This is a genomic window from Caulobacter sp. GW821-FHT09B08, from assembly GCF_059418225.1.
The window spans coordinates 230,003-247,807 of sequence record NZ_JBWKPL010000002.1 but is presented as its reverse complement, the minus strand read 5'-3'; the positions used below and the strand labels follow the sequence as shown (position 1 = coordinate 247,807).

Sequence of the window (17,805 nt, the reverse complement as noted above, 5' to 3'; positions counted from 1 at the left end):
GGGTTCCGGGGGCGAAGTCCTTGCTATCGCCAGGCTTTTAGCGCGCGTCGCGAAGATAGATCGTCTTGCTGCGCCCGCGCAGCAGGAGGCCGAGTACGATGCCGATCGCGCCTGCAATGGCCACGGCCGGCAAGGGCTTGGACACCACGTAGGTCTCGACCGCGTCGAGCTGTTCATGGATCTGGCCGCGGACGCTCTCCAGCGTCTCCTCGAACGCGTCCTGCACGCCGCCCTTGGCCTGGCCGAAGGCCTGCTGAACGGTGCCGACGGCTTCCTTGATCTTGCCCTTGGCCTGGAGCTCGGCATTGCCGGTCAGGCCGCCGACAGCGTCCTGGATACGTCCCACGCCTTGGTTCGCCACGCCGGTCACTTGGTCGTTCATCACAGGTTTTCCGTTGATTGACGCCCGCGTGATCGCAAGGCCCTCCTCAAACCCCTGCCCGCGCGCCTTGTTCCGCATGCGCCGAGCCACGACCTTGGGCGACATCCGCACCCCTGCTTAATAGACAAGCGATAAGCCGGCGGGCGCTACGCTCAATTGGCCGGCGACAGTCTGAACCCGTCGACACGATCAAGCCACGGCAGGACCAGTCGCGCGACCAGGCCTTCGGGCCGCCAGTCCAGGATCGCCTGACCTCGCAGTTGCCGTTCGATGATTGCCGAGATCATCGTCGCGCCAAAGCCACGCGGGCGGATGTCCACGGGCGCAGGCCCGCCGATCTCCGTCCATGAAATAACAAGGCGCCCGTCAGGGTCTTGTGTCCATCCAAGCTGGAGCTCGCCATCGGGCGCCGACAGCGCGCCATGTCGGCTCGCGTTGGCCGCCATTTCGTGCAGCACAAGCGCCAGCGGCTGAACCAGGGCCGCGCCAATCTCGACCGGCGGACCTTGCAAGGTGAGGCGCTGTCCCGCGTAGGGCTCGACCTGCGCGCGGAGCAACCGCTCCAGAGGGATATCGCGCCATCCCTCCCGTCCAAGAAGCGCGTGGGCGCTGGCCAAGGCCTGGACCCGGCGCTGGATCGCCTCGGCGTACCTCGAAGGATCATCAGCGCGGGTGAGACGGACAATGCCCTCGACAATGGCCAAGGCGTTCATCGCCCGATGATCGACTTCACGCAGCAGGCGGTGCTCGGTGGCCTCCAGCCCCTTGACCTTTCGAAACGCGGTGACATCGCGCTGGGAGGCGAAGACGTAGAGCAACTGGCCGGTCTCGTCATGGACCGGGCTCATGTGCAACTGGTTCCAGAACGCCGATCCGTCCTTGCGGTAGTTCAGAATTTCAACGTCGCATTCCTGGCCCGCCGCCACCGCGACCCGGACCTTGGCGATGGCCTCGTTCGAGGTTTCTCGCCCCTGCAGGAACCGGCAATTGCGCCCGACGACTTCCTCGGCGGCGTAGCCGGTCAGGTCCAGGAACGCTTGGTTGGCCAAGACGATAGGATGGTCCCCATGCCGCGCATCGGTGATGACCATGGGCATGCGCGTACGCTCCACCGCGACGAACGCCAGCTCCTTGCGATCAATCCGTCCCTGCTCGGTGGACGCGGCAGGTTGATCGCCGCGTAGCGTTACGGTCGGCTGGATGACGTCGCTCATGGCGTACTCTGTGAAGTGCGGAAAAATCCAACGCCGCGCCTCACAAGCCGTTGCATCCCTAAGCTCATCAAAGAATTGTCTTTTTCTCGCCGGAACGATGTTCACACGGCTGTCGTTCAGTGAGCCGCGAGAAGTGCTTGGCACTGGCCGGAACGAGGCAAGGAGCCCTCGTCAGCGGGCCGGCTTAGGCCGAGGGACGCTGGAAACCAGCCCTGCGCCGCGCCAAATCTCCACGAGCGCCCCGCCGGCGTGCCAGTCCATCAGGCCGTTCGCATGCAGGATCGCGCCAGCTTCGCTACCTAGGCACGCGATATCCATGAAGAGCACCCGCCCATCAAGTTCCGCGCCGATGAAGGTATAGGTGTCTTCCACGGAACCGGGTCACCGCGCCAAACGCCAGAGTCGGCGCTGGACCGATTAACGCCACGGCGGCGAAAGGTTTCCGTGTAAGCCCGAGGTGAGGGTGTCGTCGGAAACTCGGCGCGCGTTTGCACACTGTGGTAGGTTCGGCCGAGCCCGCCGCCGGCTATGGCATGGCGCGGACACCAGGTTGAGTTCGGCTTTCGCACCGCGAGCCAGTCGATCGCTCCGGAAAGGCCACCATGGCCGAAACCACCAGGCCCCGACCACGAGACGACGCACGCTCCACTGGCGCGCGCGACGCTCTCTCTAAGCCGATGCACAGCGCCTGGGATGAGCGCCGCCTGCGACTGGCCGTGGAGGCCGCAGGCGTGGCGCTGTGGTCTTGGAACGTCGAGAGCGATTTGCTGGACCTGGACGCGATGGCGTTTCTTCTTTGGGGTCTGCCGGTCTGCGACAATGTCGCGTTCGCCGATCTTTCCAGCCGCATTCATCCGGCCGACCGTGACCGGGTCAGCGCCGCGTTTGCCGCGACTAAGGCCATCGTCGGACCCTACGAGCTGGATTTCAGGGTCCTGATCGACGACGACGTACGCTGGATCTCGGCCCGCGGACAAGGCCCTCAAAAGGATGCCGACGACAAGATCGTGTTGGGCGTGTTTCTCGATGTCACGGGCCGCAAACAGGCCGAGGAAGGCCACGAACTGCTGGCCGGCGAGATGAGCCATCGGGTCAAGAACCTCCTGACGATCGCCTCGGGCCTGACCGCGATCACCGCTCGATCGGCCTCCACCACCACCCAGATGGCCGAGGACTTGATGGCGCGGCTGACCGCCCTGGGGCGGGCTCACGACCTTGTACGCCCCATCCCGGGCGATCAGGGCAAGGCCGCTTTGCTGGGAGACCTGCTCACGGTGTTGCTGGCCCCTTATGATGAAATCGGCCCCTTCAAGGGACGCATTAGGGTCGCCGTGCCGCGCATGGGCGTGGGCGAAGGCGCCGCCACGGCTCTGGCGCTGGTCATCCATGAGCTGGCGACCAACGCGATGAAATATGGCGCCCTGTCCAGCGACGCCGGCTCGCTGGATGTTTCGTGCGACGCGCCTAGGGATGAGGTGGTGATTATCTGGGCCGAACGTGGCGGCCCCCAGGTCTCGCCGCCGCCGTCCAAGGGCTTTGGCAGCTCACTGGTGGCGCGGTCAATGTCACGCCAGCTGGGCGGCTCGCTTGACTACGCCTGGGACCCAGATGGCCTTGTGGTCACGATACGGATCGACGCCAGGAAGCTGGCCTTTTAACGTCCAATGCGGGCGCATCCCCAGCCAAGGCCAGGGACGCGCCACAACATCAGTAAGGACGGGCGGTCGGCGGCACGGCCGGACGATCGCCGTGGCGCAGCTCGTCGTCGGTGATCGCAACGTCATCGCTCGGCGTAAACGCCCGCTCCTCGCCGTACAGCGTCCGCTCACGGACGATTTCATCGGCGCTATAGGGCGTGGCGGCAGGATCAAAGCCCGTCCAGCCGGTTTGGCGATAGGCGTCGCCGCGCACGGTCGCATCAATGCCGCGACGCTCATTGAGGACGGCCTCGACAGCGGCGATCTCGTCGTCGTGGGCCTTGACGCTGACCAGGGTCCCGCCGCGACGCACGCCCTCGGAATAGACATTGGCCTCCTCGTCGCTGTGGCCAGCCTCCTTTAAAGCGCCGAGCAGCCCTCCCGTCGCGCCGCCCGCCGCCGCGCCGACCGCGGCGCCGACGGCGGTGGCCGCCAGCCAGCCGGCCGCCACGACCGGACCCAGGCCCGGAATGGCCAGCATGCCCAGACCCGCCAGCAAGCCCGCGCCGCCGCCGATCAGGCCGCCGGTCGCCGCGCCCTTGCCGGCGCCGTCGGCCACGTCGTTCTCGCCGTCGCCATTGCGGTCGCCCAGCGGCCCCTCGCGCCGGCCGCCGTCATGCCAGTTGTCGGCGTTGTTTGCGACGAGGCTGATCTTGTCGCGATCGATGCCGCGCGCTTCCAGATCGGAGACGGCGTCCAGGGCTTGGGTGTGGCTGTCGAACAGCCGGGTGATCGTCTTGCTCATGGTGATGTTCCCGCGAATTTTTGTGATTGAATACTGTCGTCGAGCATTAGAGCGCGGTGATCGCGCCCTTGTAGTCGATCGAGACGCTGACCTTCTTGCCGTCCTTGGTGGCGTTGCCCTGCCAGACGCCGTTGGCGTTCTGGTTGAGCGGGCCAAGCTCGGTGTAGCCGGCCTTCTCGATGGCCACCCGAGCCTGGTCGGCCGTGTAGGAGCTGGCGCCCGGCGTGGGGCCGCTCTCCTGCGTGGTCGGCTTAGTGTCGACCGCGACATTGGTCGGAGCTTCGGCGGTCGAGACGGCCGGACCTTCAACCTTGTCGTGGTCAGCGTTGTTCTGGTCGCACGCGGCCAACAGCATCGCGGCGGCCGCGACGCCCATCATTGACTTGATCATGTCTTGGATCTCCCAGAGGTGGGAGAGAAAGACGCGGGCGTTGAACTCGGTTCCTAAGCTGACGCTCGGTATTGTTCGATTGCGGATCGCCGGATCGATTGGCTCTGTTTGTAACATCCATCGTTGAAACAACCTGACGAAAGCCAAGCGGTCTGGCTGCAGCGCGCCAACTGCTCTCCTTGGACCCCTTCCAGGCATTGGACGTTCACCATCAGGGCCGAGAAGATCGGCATCGACGCTTACTGGACCTTGGCCACGAGCGGCCGCCGAGCGCCACCTCAAGGCCCCGGCTTCGGCAGCTGATGTCGAGCCGGCCCGTGCTGGTGATAGAGGCGACGCAGAGATGACGACCGTTCCAGTTCGTAATCTTGTGGCCTGCACGATCGCTCTTGCGCTGATCGGCTAGCCGTCTCGCTATAGGTCGAGGTTCATCGTAGAAGCTTCGACATGCGTCCGCAGCCAAGCATCGGCCGGCTGCGCCCATGGGGAATGGACGTGTTTTCGGAAATTGAGAACGACGCGCTGACCGAGCTGGTCAATATAGCAGTGAGTGGCGCGGCCGTGCGTCTGCGGGCGATGGTCGGCGCCGAGGTCAAGCTCACCGTGCCTGCGGTTTCGGTGGTTGATGGCGCCAACGCCGCAACTGCAATGGAGGCGCTGGGACTTTCAAGCATCATGGCCGTGAGGCAAAGCTTCTCTGGCCTGCTTCACGGCGAGACCCTGCTGGTATTCCCAGAGGGAAGCTACAAGGATCTCGTTCACGCAGTCCTGGGCGCGGATATGGCTGAAGCCGAGATCGACGCCTTAGTCGACGACGCGCTTGGCGAAATTGGCAACGTCCTCCTGCTTGGTTTCCTAAGCACTGTCGGAATGCTGCTGGAGGTTCAATTCGAAGTCACAATTCCGACTGTCGCACTGTCTAAACCCGAAGATGTTTTTACCGGCAATAAGGACCAGGTCGCGCTGTTCATCTACGTCAACTTCGCGATCAGTGGTCGAGAAGTGCGGGGGTATTTTGGATTGGTTTTAGGCGTGGAATCCTTCGCAGTGTTGAAGCAGGTGCTGACGGCTTTTCTTCAAAAGATGCTGTAAAAGCGCGGCGACGCTATATCTCCTTGGCTAGCTGCAAATCCAGGGATCATGAAACTGTTCTCCCCTCTCCTCCGCCACGCGAAGGTAAGGTTTCCCACATCGGCCTCGAGCAGCCGGTGGCAGTTGCGGTGGCGCCATCAGCCGAATTTGGGTCGGCTCCGGTAAGCAGATTTCTGCCCCTAGCCAGGGGCGCCACTCCCGGCAAAACGTTGATGTAATGCTGGCGGTGCAGTGACCTTGCGGCATGCTCGGTGCCGATATTCCGGCCCCAGAGCCGCCATGGCCCTTGCTCGCAACCCTTAGCGCTCGCAGAACGACAAGATGATGTCCCGGCTGCGCACTGCTGAATGACTCTCGGCGTCATTCTCCTCGTCTTATTGGCCGCCCTGCTTCACGCCAGTTGGAACGCCCTGCTGCGCGCCGGCGCGGATCGGCTATGGTCGATGACGATGATGTCCGCCGCCGTAGCGCTCATCTGCGGGGGCCTGACCTTCGTCGTTCCGGTTCCCGCCCGCGCAAGCTGGGGCTGTGTTGTCCTCTCCGCCCTCCTCCACGTCGGCTACAATCTGTTTTTGGTCCGCACCTATCGCGGCGGGGACCTGGGCCAGACCTACCCGATCGCGCGCGGCTCATCCCCCCTGCTGGTTGCTCTAGGCGCGGCGCTGTTCGCAAGGGAGCTGCCTGATCCGATCAACATGCTCGGCATCGTCCTGGTATCTGGCGGCATTATCTCGCTGGCTTTCCAAGGCCGCAGGCTTGGACTGGACGCCCTGCCCTACGCCTTGGGCACAGGGTGCTTCATCGGCGCCTACAGCGTCACCGATGGGATCGGCGCGCGGCTTGCGGGCACATCCGTTGGCTACACGATCTGGATGTCTCTTCTAGGCAACGCGATGATGCCGCTGATCTACGTCCTCGTGCGCGATTGGGGCGGCCTGATCCGATCGCGGCGAGAAAACTTGACGGCGGCGGCGGGCGGTCTGGCGTCGCTGCTGGCTTATGGGATCGTGATTTTCGCCATGTCGAGAGGACCCATGGGCCCAGTGTCGGCGCTTCGCGAGACCAGCGTGGTTTTCGCCGCGCTGATCGGCCGCTTCTTCCTGAAAGAGCGTCTGAGCGCCTACCGTATCGCCGCCTGCAGCGTGGTTGCAATTGGAGCCCTGTGCATCGGCCACCAGGGATGATGCCAACGGGTGACCGGAGTGCCGGCTGCCAACGTTGAGACGCCCGGCGACCTCCTGGCGTGTGACGCTGAGGAGCCGCCTATTCAGCAAGACGGCTGGTGCGCGCCAGAAGCGATCATAGGACCGCTTCCAGGAACCGGACGTTCAGCATCAAGGTCGAGAAGACTGGCATCGCCCTTATTAAGGCCTTGCCTACTACCGACCGCGTGCTGATGAGAGAGGCGACGCAGATGAAAGTTGTTTCTGTTCATAGTCTTGTGAGCTGTACGCTTGCCCTTACGCTGATCGGCTGCGGAGGCCCCTCGAGCGATCAGAACGCCGCAGCCGACCGCGCCCCGGTCAAGGCCGAGGGAAAAGCCCAAACAGCTTCTGCGGAGGCTCGGGCCTATGTCGCCCAGTTCACGAAGAAGGACCCGGAGGCGTGCTTCAAAAAGGGTGTGGCGCTTCAACAGCCGACGCTGAAAGGCCCCGCTGGGGCCATCGGCGCACAGGTCCCGCCGACGCGCGTGATCGTGATGATCGACGGGTCCGGCTCGATGGCCGGACGAATGGGCGGTCGGACCAAGCTCGAGTTGGCGCGGGAGGCGGCGCTGGGCTTTGTCGGCGGGCTGCCCGCGTCGGTGCAGACGTCTCTGCTGGTCTTCGGCCAACAGGGAAACAACAGCCAGGCCGGTAAGGCGAAATCCTGCTCCGCCGTCGACGTGCTCGCGCCGATGTCGGCAAACCGGGGGAGCCTGCGCACCGCGCTGGGACAGGTCCGCGCGGTCGGCTGGACGCCGCTCGCCGCCGGGCTCGATCGCGCCGAGGCGCTGCTCGCCGCCTCCGCCACGCCCGGGGAGCAGGTCATCTATGTCGTGTCGGACGGGGAAGAGACCTGTGGCGGTGATCCCGTGGCCGTCGCCCGTCGGATCAACGGCGGCCGCACGCGGGCGATCGTCAATGTCATCGGCTTCAACCTGCCGTCGGGCGAGGCCGCCAAACTGACCGCGGTCGCAAGGGCGGGCGGCGGCGGGTTCGTCAACCTGTCCAATGAGGCGGAACTCGAGAGATCGGCGCAAGTGCGGGAATGGACGCGGCGATCGGACAACCATGTCGCGACCTGGACGGCCACCAGCGACAATCACGTTGCGACCAGCAGCGCCATCAGCGACACCCATGTATGCATCAGCAGCCTCGCCTCAGAAGAGCATGTCGCTATGTCCAGCGACCTCTCGGATCGCCAGGTGGCTGGCCGCCCCTTATCCTTCGCGGAGGAAGCCAGAGCCTTATTGAAAGCGCGCCACGATGCGCTGCGGGCTAGGGACGAGGCCTATCGGGCCGAACTCACCAACGCAGAGGCTGGGGCAAAACGGAGCATCGATTCAGCGGCCGATGCGAACCGCTGAACAGCCCCCCTTCCAGCGGCTACAGCGAGGTGCTGGCCGAGGAAGCACGCACGGCTTCCAGCTACTCGGCAAGCCCTATTGCATCGACGGGCTACTGAGCGCCCTGAGGCAGGACACGAAGCTGGGCGCCCTCAACCCGTAGCGGCCAGCGCCATACACAGTCGGCCGCGATACGCCTCATAGCAACGACGCCCCGCCTCCAAGCGCATCAGCGCTCCTTCGGCGATGAAGTGCGCGCAACTCGGATCGGCGGCCACCAGCGGGCGCAGCACCTCGGCGTTCCAGGCTTCGGAATGGGCGATGTCGAGCGTGGCGTGCAGCGCGAAGTACTTTCGCGTCTTACCCACGCCCAGGCGCTTGAGGCCCTTGGCGACGAGATCGGCGCGCCAGGGCGCCGTCAGCTCCACCGCGCCGAGCGCGCCGACAGCGTGGTAGGCGTAGCGCCGGGTAGTTGCAAAGGCGACCAGAGTGTTGCCCAAGGCCAGAGAGGCCGGCTCGGTTGTTTCGATCGTGGGTCGAAGGTCCAGGGCCTTGGCCAGTTGGTCCAGCATCGGCCCATGCATGCCTGCCTCCGCGCCGCGCCCCATCTCGTCCCAGTAGTTGCGCGCCAGCTCCAGCTTGGCGGGCACGGGCATCTTCACCTGGGTCAGGGCGACGAGGTCGTCGAAGCCCGCCTCGCCCGCGACTTCCTGCTCAAGAAACCAGCGCGTCTCTTCGAGATCGGCGATCTTCTCGAGCCAAGGAAACAGGGGATCGTCCTGGCCCGGACCATTTTCCTTCAGCGCCTCGAACCAGGCGATGAAGCCCTCGACATCGCTGGGCGCGGCGGCGGCGCGATCAGCGACCAGAAGGCGCTGGCTTTCGACGAAGGCGCCTTCCAGGCGGCGCATGGCGTGCTCTTCGTCGAGATCGGCCTCCCAATCGGCGTCCGGCACGGTGGGGTCGAGCCGACGATGGTTCCAGTGCGACAGGCGGCGCTGGAGCGTCGCATCAATGGCTCCGACGTCATTGGTCGACGATGCGTTGGCGGGGCGGATGCGAAGGGCGTGGGCGGTGGCGTTGGTCATGGCCGCTTAAGACGCATCGATCGATCCGGGTTCCGCAACCCATCATCCGATGGGCCCCACAAGCGGCGATCGGTGGGCCAGGAACCGGCCCATGGGCGGCGTGTTCCTGCATCCCGTTCTCGCAGGTGACGACATGTACGACTATCCGATGTTGAGGTTCTCGATCGCCCCGACCGGCTCGGGCGCCTGGCTTTGGCGGACGTTCGATGAAGACGGCCAATTGCGCGCACAGGGCCTAGCCGCAACGCGCAAGCTGGCGGCGGCCCTGGTGATCCGGGACGTCGTGACTCCCGATCAGGGCTGGGTTTCGCAGCTTTCGGCCAAGGCCGCCTAGGATGCGTGTCCTCGAGACGGCGACCTATCGCGGGCCTCACCTCTACGCCGCGCGCCCGATGGTCCGCATCCAGCTCGATCTCGGCGCGCTGGAGGCCTGGCCGACCAATCGGATACCCGGCTTCACCGATCATTTGATGGCCGCCCTGCCCGGCCTGGAAGCTCACGGCTGTTCCTACAAGTCGCATGGCGGCCTGCTGCTGAGGATGCGCGAAGGCACCTGGCTCGGCCACGTGATCGAGCACGTGGCTCTGGAGTTGCAGAAGCTGTCGGGGTCGGATGTGGGGCGCGGCAAGACCCGCTCGGTCAAGGGACGCCCGGGCGTCTACAACATTCTCTATGCCTACGAGGGCGAAGGCCTGGGCCGGGCCGCCGGCCGCGCCGCCATAGAACTGGTCCACAGCCTCCTGCCGCGCGACCTGCAAGGCGTGGAGGGCCTCGACCGCGCGGCCCCGCCCTTCGGCGACCTGACGCCGCCGCTGTTCGACCTGCGGCGCGCCCTGGAGCAACTGCGGCTCATCGCGCGCCGCGAGACGCTCGGGCCAACCACGCGATCGCTCGTGCAGGAAGCTCACCGCCGGGGCATCCCCGTCCAGCGCCTGGACGAGCAGAGCCTGATACAGCTGGGTTGGGGTGCGCGCCGAAAGCTGATCCGGGCCAGCATCACCGGCCAGACCAGCCACATCGCCGTGGTCACCGCGGGCGACAAGGCGCTGACCAAGACCCTGCTGGCCGCCGCCGGCGTGCCCGTGCCCCGAGGCGGCGTCGTGCGCACGCTCGGCGAGGCCCTGACACAGGCCGAACGGATCAAGGGACCTGTGGTGCTCAAGCCCCTCGATGGCAACCATGGTCGCGGCGTCAGCCTGGGCCTGGAGACCGCCGAGCAGGTGCGCTGGGGCTACGAGCAGGCGATCAAGCACGGGCGCCGCGTCGTCGTCGAGGAACAGTATGTCGGCCGCGACTACCGGATCCTCGTGGTCGGCGGCCAAGTGGTGGCCGTGGCCGAGCGGGTCCCAGCCCACGTCGTCGGCGACGGTCGCGCCACCGTGGCGGACTTGATCGCGACTGTGAACCAGGACCCTCGGCGAGGCGTCGGCCACGAGCAGGTCATGACCCGCATTGTCATCGACGATCAGGTTCGCGAGATGCTCGCCCGCGTCGGCCTTGGCCTGGACGACGTCCCGGAACAGGGAACGATGGTGGTCCTTCGCGCCACGGCCAACCTGTCGACCGGCGGCACGGCGATCGACCGCACCGACGAGATCCATCCCGACAATCTGAACATCGCCCGCCGCGCGGCCCTGACCGTGGGCCTGGACGTGGCCGGGATCGACTTCATGGCGCCAGACATCGCCCGCTCGGTCCGCGAAACCGGCGGCGGCATCGTCGAGATCAACGCCGCTCCAGGTTTTCGCATGCACCTGGAGCCGTCCCAGGGCCAGCCACGCGACGTGGCCAAGGCGGTCATCGCTGACCTCTTCCCACCGGGCGCCCGCAGCCGCATCCCGATCGTCGCGGTCACCGGCACCAATGGAAAATCGACGGTGGTGCGCATGGTCGCCCGCATCGGCCGCGAGATGGGCAAGACGGTCGGCCTGACCAACACCACCGGCGTCTATGTCAACGACGAGAAGATTCTCGAGGCCGACGCCAGCGGCCCCAAGAGCGCCCGCATGGTGCTGCGCGACCCCACCGTCGACGTCGCCGTGCTGGAAACCGCGCGCGGCGGCATGTTGCGCGAAGGCCTGGCCTTCGACCGCTGCGATGTCGGCGTGGTGCTGAACGTCACGGCCGACCACCTGGGCCTGAAGGGCGTGGACACGCTGGAAGACTTGGCCGCAGTCAAGTCGATCGTCACGGAGTCGGTTTCGCGGCGTGGCGTCAGCGTTCTCAACGGCGACGATCCGCTGACCTTGCGCATGGCGCGGCACGCCGGCGGACGGATCGCCTATTTCACCCTCGAAGGCGGGCCGGCGATGAGTCCGTTCCTGCAAAAGCACCAGGCTGAGGGCGGGCTGCTGGTCGCGCTGGAGCCGTCCATCGGCGGCGGTGACATCGTCGTCTACGACAAGGGTCGACGCTGGCCGGTCGTGCGGGCCGACGAGATCCCCGCCACCTTGAACGGCCAGGCCCGGTTCAATACCGCCAACGCCCTGGCGGCGGTCGCCGCCGGACATGGCCTGGGCGCCACGCCGGAGGTCATGGCCAAGGCGCTCAGGGCCTTTACCTCCTCGCATGCGGAAAACCCTGGTCGGTTCAATGTCCACGACGCGCACGGCTTCCGGGTCATCGTCGATTACGCCCACAATCCCGGCGCCATGCGGGCGATGGCTCAGTTGGTGGCTCAGCTTCGGCCCTCGGTCGGCCGGGTGATCGGCGCGGTCAGCATTCCCGGCGATCGCCGCGACGAGGACATCCTGGAGATGGGCGCGATCGCCGCGGAGATGTTCGACGACCTGATCTTCCGCGAGCGGCCCGACGGGCGCGGACGTCCGGCCGGATCGGTGCTGTCCCTGCTGACCCAGGGGGCGCTGGAGGCCGGCTTCCCCGCCGAACGCCTGCATCGCATCTCCAGCGAGTCCCGCTCCGTCGACGCCGCCCTGCGCATGGCGCGGCCGGGCGACCTGGTCTTGCTCTTTCCCACGGCCGTCGAGGCGGTCTGGAACCAGGTGGTGACCTTCCAACCGGAGCAGGCCTCTCTCTCGCCAAACCCGCAACAGGATGTCGTCCATGTCTGAGCCCTCGTCCTGGGCGATCATCCTGCACGGCGGGGCCAAGGCGATCCCGCCTGAGCAGGAACAGGAGCATCGCGACGGCTGCCTGCTGGCCCTGGCGGCCGGCCAGGCGATCCTTGAAGCCGGCGGCAGCGCGGTGGACGCCGTGGAGATGGCCGTGCGGGCCCTGGAAGACGACCACACCTTCAACGCCGGCTACGGCGCCGTACCGAACGCCAAGGGCGAGGTCGAGTGCGACGCGGCGATCATGGACGGCCAGACCCTCGCGGTCGGCGGCGTGGCCGCCGTGCAGCGTCTGCGCCATCCGATCTCGGTCGCCGCCCTCATGCTGCCCGAGACGCCGGTGCTACTGATCGGCCATGGCGCGGAGTGCTTCGCCCGCGAGCACGACGGCGAGCTGTGCGAACCCGGCGATCTGGTCGTCGAGCGGTCGGGCGATCCCGGCTGCGACACCGTCGGCTGCGTCGCCTTGGACATGAACGGCAACGTGGCGGCGGGCACCTCGACCGGCGGCCTGACCGGCTGTCACCAAGGCCGGATCGGCGACTCTCCCCTGCCCGGCTGCGGCCTCTACGCCGACAACGCCGTCGGCGGTGTGTCGCTGTCGGGCGACGGCGAGAGCCTGATCCGCACCATCCTGGCCGCGCGCCTGATGCACAGCCTGGAGGCCCTGCCTCCGGGCGAGGCCATCGCCGCCGCCCTGGTCCGCCTCGCGCAGGTCGGCGGCGAAGCCGGCCTGATCGTCATCGACGCCGACGGGCGCGTCGATTGGGGCCACAACAGCCCCCAGTTCGCCGTCGCCCACGCCCGCGCGGGACATCCCGCCAAGGCCTTCGTGAATCGGGCGCAAGACGTCCAGAAAGATCCCTCATGACCGCCTCCCCCACCGCCGAAGGCCCGCTGATCATCATCGGGGGGCACGAGGACAAGGAGGGCGACAAGATCATCCTCAAGGCCGTCGCCGAACGGCTGAAGGGCGGGCGCCTAGTGCTGGCCACGATCGCGTCCCATGCGCCGGAGGGCTATTTCGAGACCTACAGGAAGGCCTTCGAGCCCTTGGGCGTCACCGACCTCGTGGAGCTCTATGTCGACGACCGGGCCGAGGCCCACGACGCCAGCAAGCTCGCCCTGCTGGACGGGGCGGCCGGGGTATTCTTCTCCGGTGGCGACCAGCTTCGGATCAGCAGCCAGATCGGCGACACCCCTATCGAGGCGCGGATTCGCGAGATCTGGCGGGCCGGCGGCGTGCTGGCCGGCACCTCGGCGGGCGCCTCGGTGATGAGCGACACCATGATGGTCCGCGGCGCCAGTTCCGAGACCCACCGGATCGGCGACCTGCAGATGGCGCCGGGGTTGGGCCTGGTGCGCGACGCCATCATCGACCAGCACTTCGCCGAGCGCGGCCGGATCGGACGTCTGCTGGGCGCTGTGGCCCAAAGCCCGCGCGTGCTGGGCGTCGGCATCGACGAGGACACCGCCATCGTGGTCGAGGGTGACGACTTCAAGGTGATCGGCAGCGGCGCGGTTTATGTGGTGGACGCCGAGGGCGTCAGCGCCTCGAACATTGCCGAGGCTCGCGCCGAACGGGCCCTGTCGATGTTCGACGTCCGCCTGCATGTCCTGGCCAGCGGCGACGGTCTGAACCTGACGACGCGACGTCCGCATGGCCAGCCGCAGGCGCCGATGCCGGCGCAGACCTAGGCCAGGCGCCGGATGATGGCCCCCACGGCGGCGATACGCTCGACATCGGCATAGGCCTCGCGTCGCAGTTCGCCGCCGAAGATGTCGGGATCGAGTTCTTCGTATGTCAGCTGGTGGGGCGAGCCCGCCACCAAGCCCTCGAGGGCCACGCGGAACGCATCGACCCCGCCATCGAGGATGGCGCTGCCGGTGTAGAGCACGAACTTGCCGCCGGGAGCGAGGCGCTCCATGGCCTGGGCGCTCCAGTCCAAGGCCAGGCGCGCGCCGTGCAGGTCGCCGCCGTCCTTGTAGGCCCGCCCGGACTCTCCGGCGACATAGGGAGGATTGGCGACGATCAGGTCATAGGGCCCCTCCAGGGCCGCCATGCCGTCGCTGAGCCGGGCTTCGAACGCGACCCCGGCGTGGGCCGCGTTGATCGAGGCCAGGTCCAGGGCGCGGGGATTGATGTCGCCGAGCGTGAGGCGCGCGTCTGGGAAGCGCCTGGCGGCCGCCAGGCCGCCCACGCCCGCGCCACAGCCGATCTCGGCGATGTTTGCCACGCGGTCTCCGGCGGTGGCCTGGGCGATCAGGCGGGCGAAGCGGTAGGAGTCCGGCCCCAGGAACACCGCGTCGCTGGCCGTGGCCGGAAAGGCCGAGTGCAGGAACAGCATCCCGTCCAAGCGAGACACCCGCACCCGGCTTCTGAATCGCTCGCCCTCGAACGTCAGCACCTGCCCCGCCGCCAGCAGCTTGAAGAGCTCCGGTTCCAGGTCCTGGCGATCGAAGGCCCGACTCCAGCCCAGGGCGTCCCGCAACGGATCATCATGCGCCGGCTTCCGCTCCGCCGCGCGGCGACAGACGGAAGGCGTGGGCGTGACGAAATCGTAGCCCTGGTCGTCCAACGCCGCCAGCAGGGCGCCAAGCGCCGATGATCTTTCCAAGTGCGATCTCCCGGGTTCGCACTGCGCGACCCCATCTTTTGATACTCCGGGGACGCGGGCCACCGGCGATTGTTCGGCCTCAGCGCCGCCCGTCCTGGGGCTGCACGAGCGTCAAGGCGCGAGGCCAGGGCCCGCGCCGCGCCCCTTTAAGCCCAAGCTCGCCCCCGCGTTCCCTCCGGCCACCGCTTGCCCGAGCGGAACAGCCATGGGGGCCAGCGGTTAGGGTCGCACGCAAAACGCGTGGTCCCGAAAGCCTGCAATGCCCTTGATCATCCTCGCGCGGATCGCGCTGTCGCTGCTGTCCCTCGGTATCCTGGCGGCGGGCGGCTATGCGCTGTGGTCCTGGTACGGCGGTCGCTGGACGCTCGACGTCGCGGGCCAGGCCATCCATGTCCGTGACGACTGGCGGCTGTGGCTGGGCGTCGGCCTGCTGGCCTGGTCGTTCCTGGGCCGGTTGGTGGCCTCGGCGCTGCTGGCCCATCGCGATACCGACCCCACCCGCGCCGAGCGCGGCGACGGCCAGTTCCTCGACAGCCCGACGGGCTCGCGGCTCTATGTGGAGGTCCATGGCCCAGCCGACGGGCCGACCGTGATCCTGACCCACGGCTGGGGCCTGGACGGCACCATCTGGTTCTATCTCCGCCGCGCGCTGTCGACACGCTACCGAGTCATCGTCTGGGACTTGGCCGGACTGGGGCGCTCTCACGCCGCGAAGGGGGCGGTGGACCTGTCCCACTTCGCGCGCGACCTGCAGGCGGTCATGGCCTTCGCCGGAGCGCCCGCGGTGCTGATCGGCCACAGCATCGGCGGCATGACCATCCAGACCCTTGTGCGCGACCATCCCGCCTCGACCCAACAGATGGCCGGCGTGGTGCTGGTCAACACCACCTTCACCAATCCTCTGAAGACCATGGCGCTGTCTCCGTTGGCCCAGGCCCTGCGCTGGCCCTTCCTCGAGCCCATCCTGCGGCTCGCCATTTTGCTGCAGCCCCTGGCATGGCTCTTGGCTTGGCAAGGCTATCTGAGCGGTTCGGCCCACGTGGCCAACCGCCTGGGCTTCGCCAAGCATGTCACGCGCAGCCAGCTGGAGCACACCACCCTGCTGGCGACCCGCAACCCGCCCGCCTTGCTGGCGCGCGGCAATCTGGCGATGTTCGGCTGGGACGCCGACGGCGCGCTGCAAGCCATGACGATCCCCACCCTGATCCTCGCCGGCGACCAGGACATCGTCACCTTGAAATCAGCGAGCCAGGTCCTTTCGCGAACCACGCCGGGCGGCCAGTTGTCCGTCGTCGCCGAGGCCAATCACATGGGCTTTCTCGAGCGGCATGAGGCTTACCTCTCGCAGATCGAGGCTTTCTGCCAGACGGTGTGGAGCCGACCGTGGCCCACCGCGTCCGGCGTGGTGACGATGGACGACGACGGCCTCCTGGCCGGAGCGTGACCATGACCCGATGGCTCAAGAACAACGGCCTCACCGTCGTGCTGATGCTGATGTTCGCCGCCAGCTTCGTCGGCCAGTGGCTGACGGGCTGGCGCGTGGCCGTCGAGGACCTGCAGCGCCATGGCCAGGCCGTCATCGGCCCCTGGGCCTATCTCTCAGACCCGATGTTCATCTCGACGGTGTTCGAAAACTGGGAGAGCGAGTTCCTGCAGATGGCGGTCTATGTCGTGCTGACCGCCTTCCTGATCCAGCGCGGCTCGTCGGAGTCGAAGGATCCCGACACGCCCGAGCGTGATCGCCTTCCCAGCCGGGATCCCAAGGCCCCTCGCCTGGCGCAAGTCGGCGGCGCGGCCGGCTGGCTCTACGCCCATTCGCTCGGCATCGCCCTGGGCCTGCTGTTCCTGGCCTCGTTCGTCCTGCACTGGACGTTCAGCGCCAAGGCCGCGGCGCAGGAGGCGGCCGAGCATGGACAGGCCGGGGTTTCCACACTGGCCTATCTCGGCGATCCGCAGCTGTGGTTCGAGTCCTTCCAGAACTGGCAAAGCGAGTTCCTGTCGACGGCCGCCCTGGTCGTGCTGTCGATCGTCCTGCGGCAGAAGAATTCGCCGGAGTCCAAGCCCGTCGCCGCGCCGGACAGCCAAACCGGCGCCTGACCGCCTGCTCAGACCGGGTCGCTCTGCAAGCGCAGATAGGCCGGATCGAACTGTCCCAGCTTCACCAGGCTGTCCCAGTCGGGAATGGTGACCAGCCCCGCCTTCCATTCTAGCAGCCCCTGCTGGCGCAGGTCGGCCAGGACGCGATTGACGTGCACGGGCGTCAGGCCCAGCACGTCGCCAAGATCGGCCTGGGTCATCGGGTTGCTGAACTGGTGATCTCGCGCCAATCCCGCGCCTTCCAGCCGGCAATAGAGTTCGCAGGCCAGATGGGCCAAGCGGCTGGCCGCGTTCTGCTGGCCCATGGTCACCAGCCATTGGCGATGGATCGCGCCGTCGACCACGGTCTCGAGCCACAGCAAGCGCGTCAGGTGCGGATGGTTTTCGGTCAGCCGTCGCAGGTCGGCGTGGGGGGCCGGCGCGACGACGCAGTCGCCCAGCGCCACCACGCCGTGATCCATCTGGCGCATCAGCAGGCTGTGAAGGTCGACGAAGTCGCCGGGGACGTTGACCTCGGTCAATTGCCGGCCGCCATCCACGGTCAGGCTGTAACGGGCGCAGAAGCCGCTGATCAGAAGGGTGCTGAAGCTGGGGCGATCCCCCGGCTCGACCAGTAGGCCCCCGGCCGGCACATGCCGTTCGGGCCCGAGCAGCGTCGCGAGCGCGTCGCGCTCAGCGCTCGAGAGGGCGTCGCGACGCGCCAGCTTGTGAACCAGGGGCGTGATCGTCGGTGATGAGGACATGGCGCTCAGGGACGCTGCGTCCCCCCTCTGGGTCAAGACCGAATGGTCGGCCGATCGATCGCACATCAAATGATAGGTCGAACTAACCTAGATCAACGCCCGCCTCCGCCGCGCCTCCT

At 67.0% G+C, this 17,805-nt stretch carries 18 protein-coding genes; 10 read left to right on the top strand and 8 right to left on the bottom strand.

The genetic code is table 11. From position 1 onward, the window contains the following. Positions 1-37: 37 nt before the first annotated feature. The 3 genes from AC07OA_RS07595 to AC07OA_RS07585 form a co-directional block, all read right to left on the bottom strand. Positions 38-487, bottom strand: a complete 450-nt coding sequence (locus AC07OA_RS07595) for a CsbD family protein (RefSeq protein WP_494663179.1) — start codon at positions 485-487, stop codon at positions 38-40. 47 nt (positions 488-534) lie between these two features. Then, positions 535-1,596, bottom strand: coding sequence for a blue-light-activated histidine kinase (lov, locus tag AC07OA_RS07590; RefSeq protein ID WP_494663178.1), 1,062 nt, complete (start codon positions 1,594-1,596; stop codon positions 535-537). Between the two features lie 171 nt (positions 1,597-1,767). Beyond that, a complete protein-coding gene (locus AC07OA_RS07585; RefSeq protein WP_494663177.1) occupies positions 1,768-1,968 on the bottom strand; it encodes a hypothetical protein in 201 nt (66 codons plus the stop codon). Between the two features lie 230 nt (positions 1,969-2,198). Between AC07OA_RS07585 and AC07OA_RS07580 the strand changes: the two genes are divergently transcribed. Next, complete coding sequence (locus AC07OA_RS07580) at positions 2,199-3,254, top strand: sensor histidine kinase (RefSeq protein ID WP_494663176.1); 1,056 nt, start codon at positions 2,199-2,201, stop codon at positions 3,252-3,254. A 49-nt stretch (positions 3,255-3,303) separates the two neighbouring features. Here the strand turns inward: AC07OA_RS07580 and AC07OA_RS07575 are convergent, their stop codons facing one another. Together AC07OA_RS07575 and AC07OA_RS07570 are read right to left on the bottom strand one after the other, a co-directional pair. Then, positions 3,304-4,038 carry a hypothetical protein gene (locus tag AC07OA_RS07575; protein WP_494663175.1) on the bottom strand — a complete coding sequence of 245 codons (735 nt, stop codon included), beginning with the start codon at positions 4,036-4,038 and terminating at the stop codon, positions 3,304-3,306. Positions 4,039-4,084: 46 nt separating this feature from the next. After that, positions 4,085-4,429, bottom strand: a complete 345-nt coding sequence (locus AC07OA_RS07570) for a hypothetical protein (RefSeq protein ID WP_494663174.1) — start codon at positions 4,427-4,429, stop codon at positions 4,085-4,087. Between the two features lie 447 nt (positions 4,430-4,876). On the opposite strand from AC07OA_RS07570, the gene AC07OA_RS07565 reads away from it, so the two are divergent. The 3 genes from AC07OA_RS07565 to AC07OA_RS07555 all read left to right on the top strand — a co-directional run bounded on the left by AC07OA_RS07565 (position 4,877) and on the right by AC07OA_RS07555 (position 8,090). Beyond that, positions 4,877-5,521 carry a chemotaxis protein CheX gene (locus tag AC07OA_RS07565; protein WP_494663173.1) on the top strand — a complete coding sequence of 215 codons (645 nt, stop codon included), beginning with the start codon at positions 4,877-4,879 and terminating at the stop codon, positions 5,519-5,521. Between the two features lie 347 nt (positions 5,522-5,868). Further along, complete coding sequence (locus tag AC07OA_RS07560; protein ID WP_494663172.1) at positions 5,869-6,705, top strand: DMT family transporter; 837 nt, start codon at positions 5,869-5,871, stop codon at positions 6,703-6,705. Positions 6,706-6,803: 98 nt separating this feature from the next. After that, positions 6,804-8,090 (top strand): VWA domain-containing protein, encoded by a 1,287-nt coding sequence (locus AC07OA_RS07555; protein WP_494663171.1) that lies wholly within the window; start codon positions 6,804-6,806, stop codon positions 8,088-8,090. A 131-nt stretch (positions 8,091-8,221) separates the two neighbouring features. Here AC07OA_RS07555 and AC07OA_RS07550 read toward each other — a convergent pair whose 3' ends face one another. Continuing rightward, a complete protein-coding gene (locus tag AC07OA_RS07550) occupies positions 8,222-9,157 on the bottom strand; it encodes an iron-containing redox enzyme family protein (RefSeq protein ID WP_494663170.1) in 936 nt (311 codons plus the stop codon). A gap of 91 nt (positions 9,158-9,248) precedes the next feature. Between AC07OA_RS07550 and AC07OA_RS07545 the strand changes: the two genes are divergently transcribed. The 4 genes from AC07OA_RS07545 to AC07OA_RS07530 are packed head-to-tail and all read left to right on the top strand — an operon-like array spanning position 9,249 to position 13,926. Then, on the top strand, positions 9,249-9,491 hold the full coding sequence (locus AC07OA_RS07545; protein WP_494663169.1) for a hypothetical protein: 243 nt from the start codon (positions 9,249-9,251) through the stop codon (positions 9,489-9,491). A gap of 1 nt (position 9,492) precedes the next feature. After that, positions 9,493-12,228 (top strand): cyanophycin synthetase, encoded by a 2,736-nt coding sequence (gene cphA, locus AC07OA_RS07540; protein ID WP_494663168.1) that lies wholly within the window; start codon positions 9,493-9,495, stop codon positions 12,226-12,228. Then, entirely contained in the window at positions 12,221-13,099 is an 879-nt protein-coding gene (locus tag AC07OA_RS07535) for an isoaspartyl peptidase/L-asparaginase family protein (RefSeq protein WP_494663167.1), read from the top strand. The genes cphA and AC07OA_RS07535 overlap by 8 nt, the downstream gene beginning before the upstream one ends. Beyond that, entirely contained in the window at positions 13,096-13,926 is an 831-nt protein-coding gene (locus AC07OA_RS07530; RefSeq protein WP_494663166.1) for a cyanophycinase, read from the top strand. The genes AC07OA_RS07535 and AC07OA_RS07530 overlap by 4 nt, the downstream gene beginning before the upstream one ends. Here the strand turns inward: AC07OA_RS07530 and AC07OA_RS07525 are convergent. Beyond that, positions 13,923-14,846, bottom strand: coding sequence for a methyltransferase (locus tag AC07OA_RS07525; RefSeq protein WP_494663165.1), 924 nt, complete (start codon positions 14,844-14,846; stop codon positions 13,923-13,925). The two genes, AC07OA_RS07530 and AC07OA_RS07525, sit on opposite strands and share 4 nt — an antisense overlap. Positions 14,847-15,105: 259 nt before the next feature. Here AC07OA_RS07525 and AC07OA_RS07520 point away from each other — a divergent pair, with 259 nt between their 5' ends. Then, complete coding sequence (locus tag AC07OA_RS07520) at positions 15,106-16,290, top strand: alpha/beta fold hydrolase (RefSeq protein ID WP_494663164.1); 1,185 nt, start codon at positions 15,106-15,108, stop codon at positions 16,288-16,290. Between the two features lie 2 nt (positions 16,291-16,292). Further along, entirely contained in the window at positions 16,293-16,943 is a 651-nt protein-coding gene (locus AC07OA_RS07515; RefSeq protein WP_494663163.1) for a DUF6766 family protein, read from the top strand. An 8-nt stretch (positions 16,944-16,951) separates the two neighbouring features. Here the strand turns inward: AC07OA_RS07515 and AC07OA_RS07510 are convergent, their stop codons facing one another. Then, on the bottom strand, positions 16,952-17,686 hold the full coding sequence (locus AC07OA_RS07510; protein ID WP_494663162.1) for a Crp/Fnr family transcriptional regulator: 735 nt from the start codon (positions 17,684-17,686) through the stop codon (positions 16,952-16,954). Between the last annotated feature and the right edge of the window lie 119 nt (positions 17,687-17,805).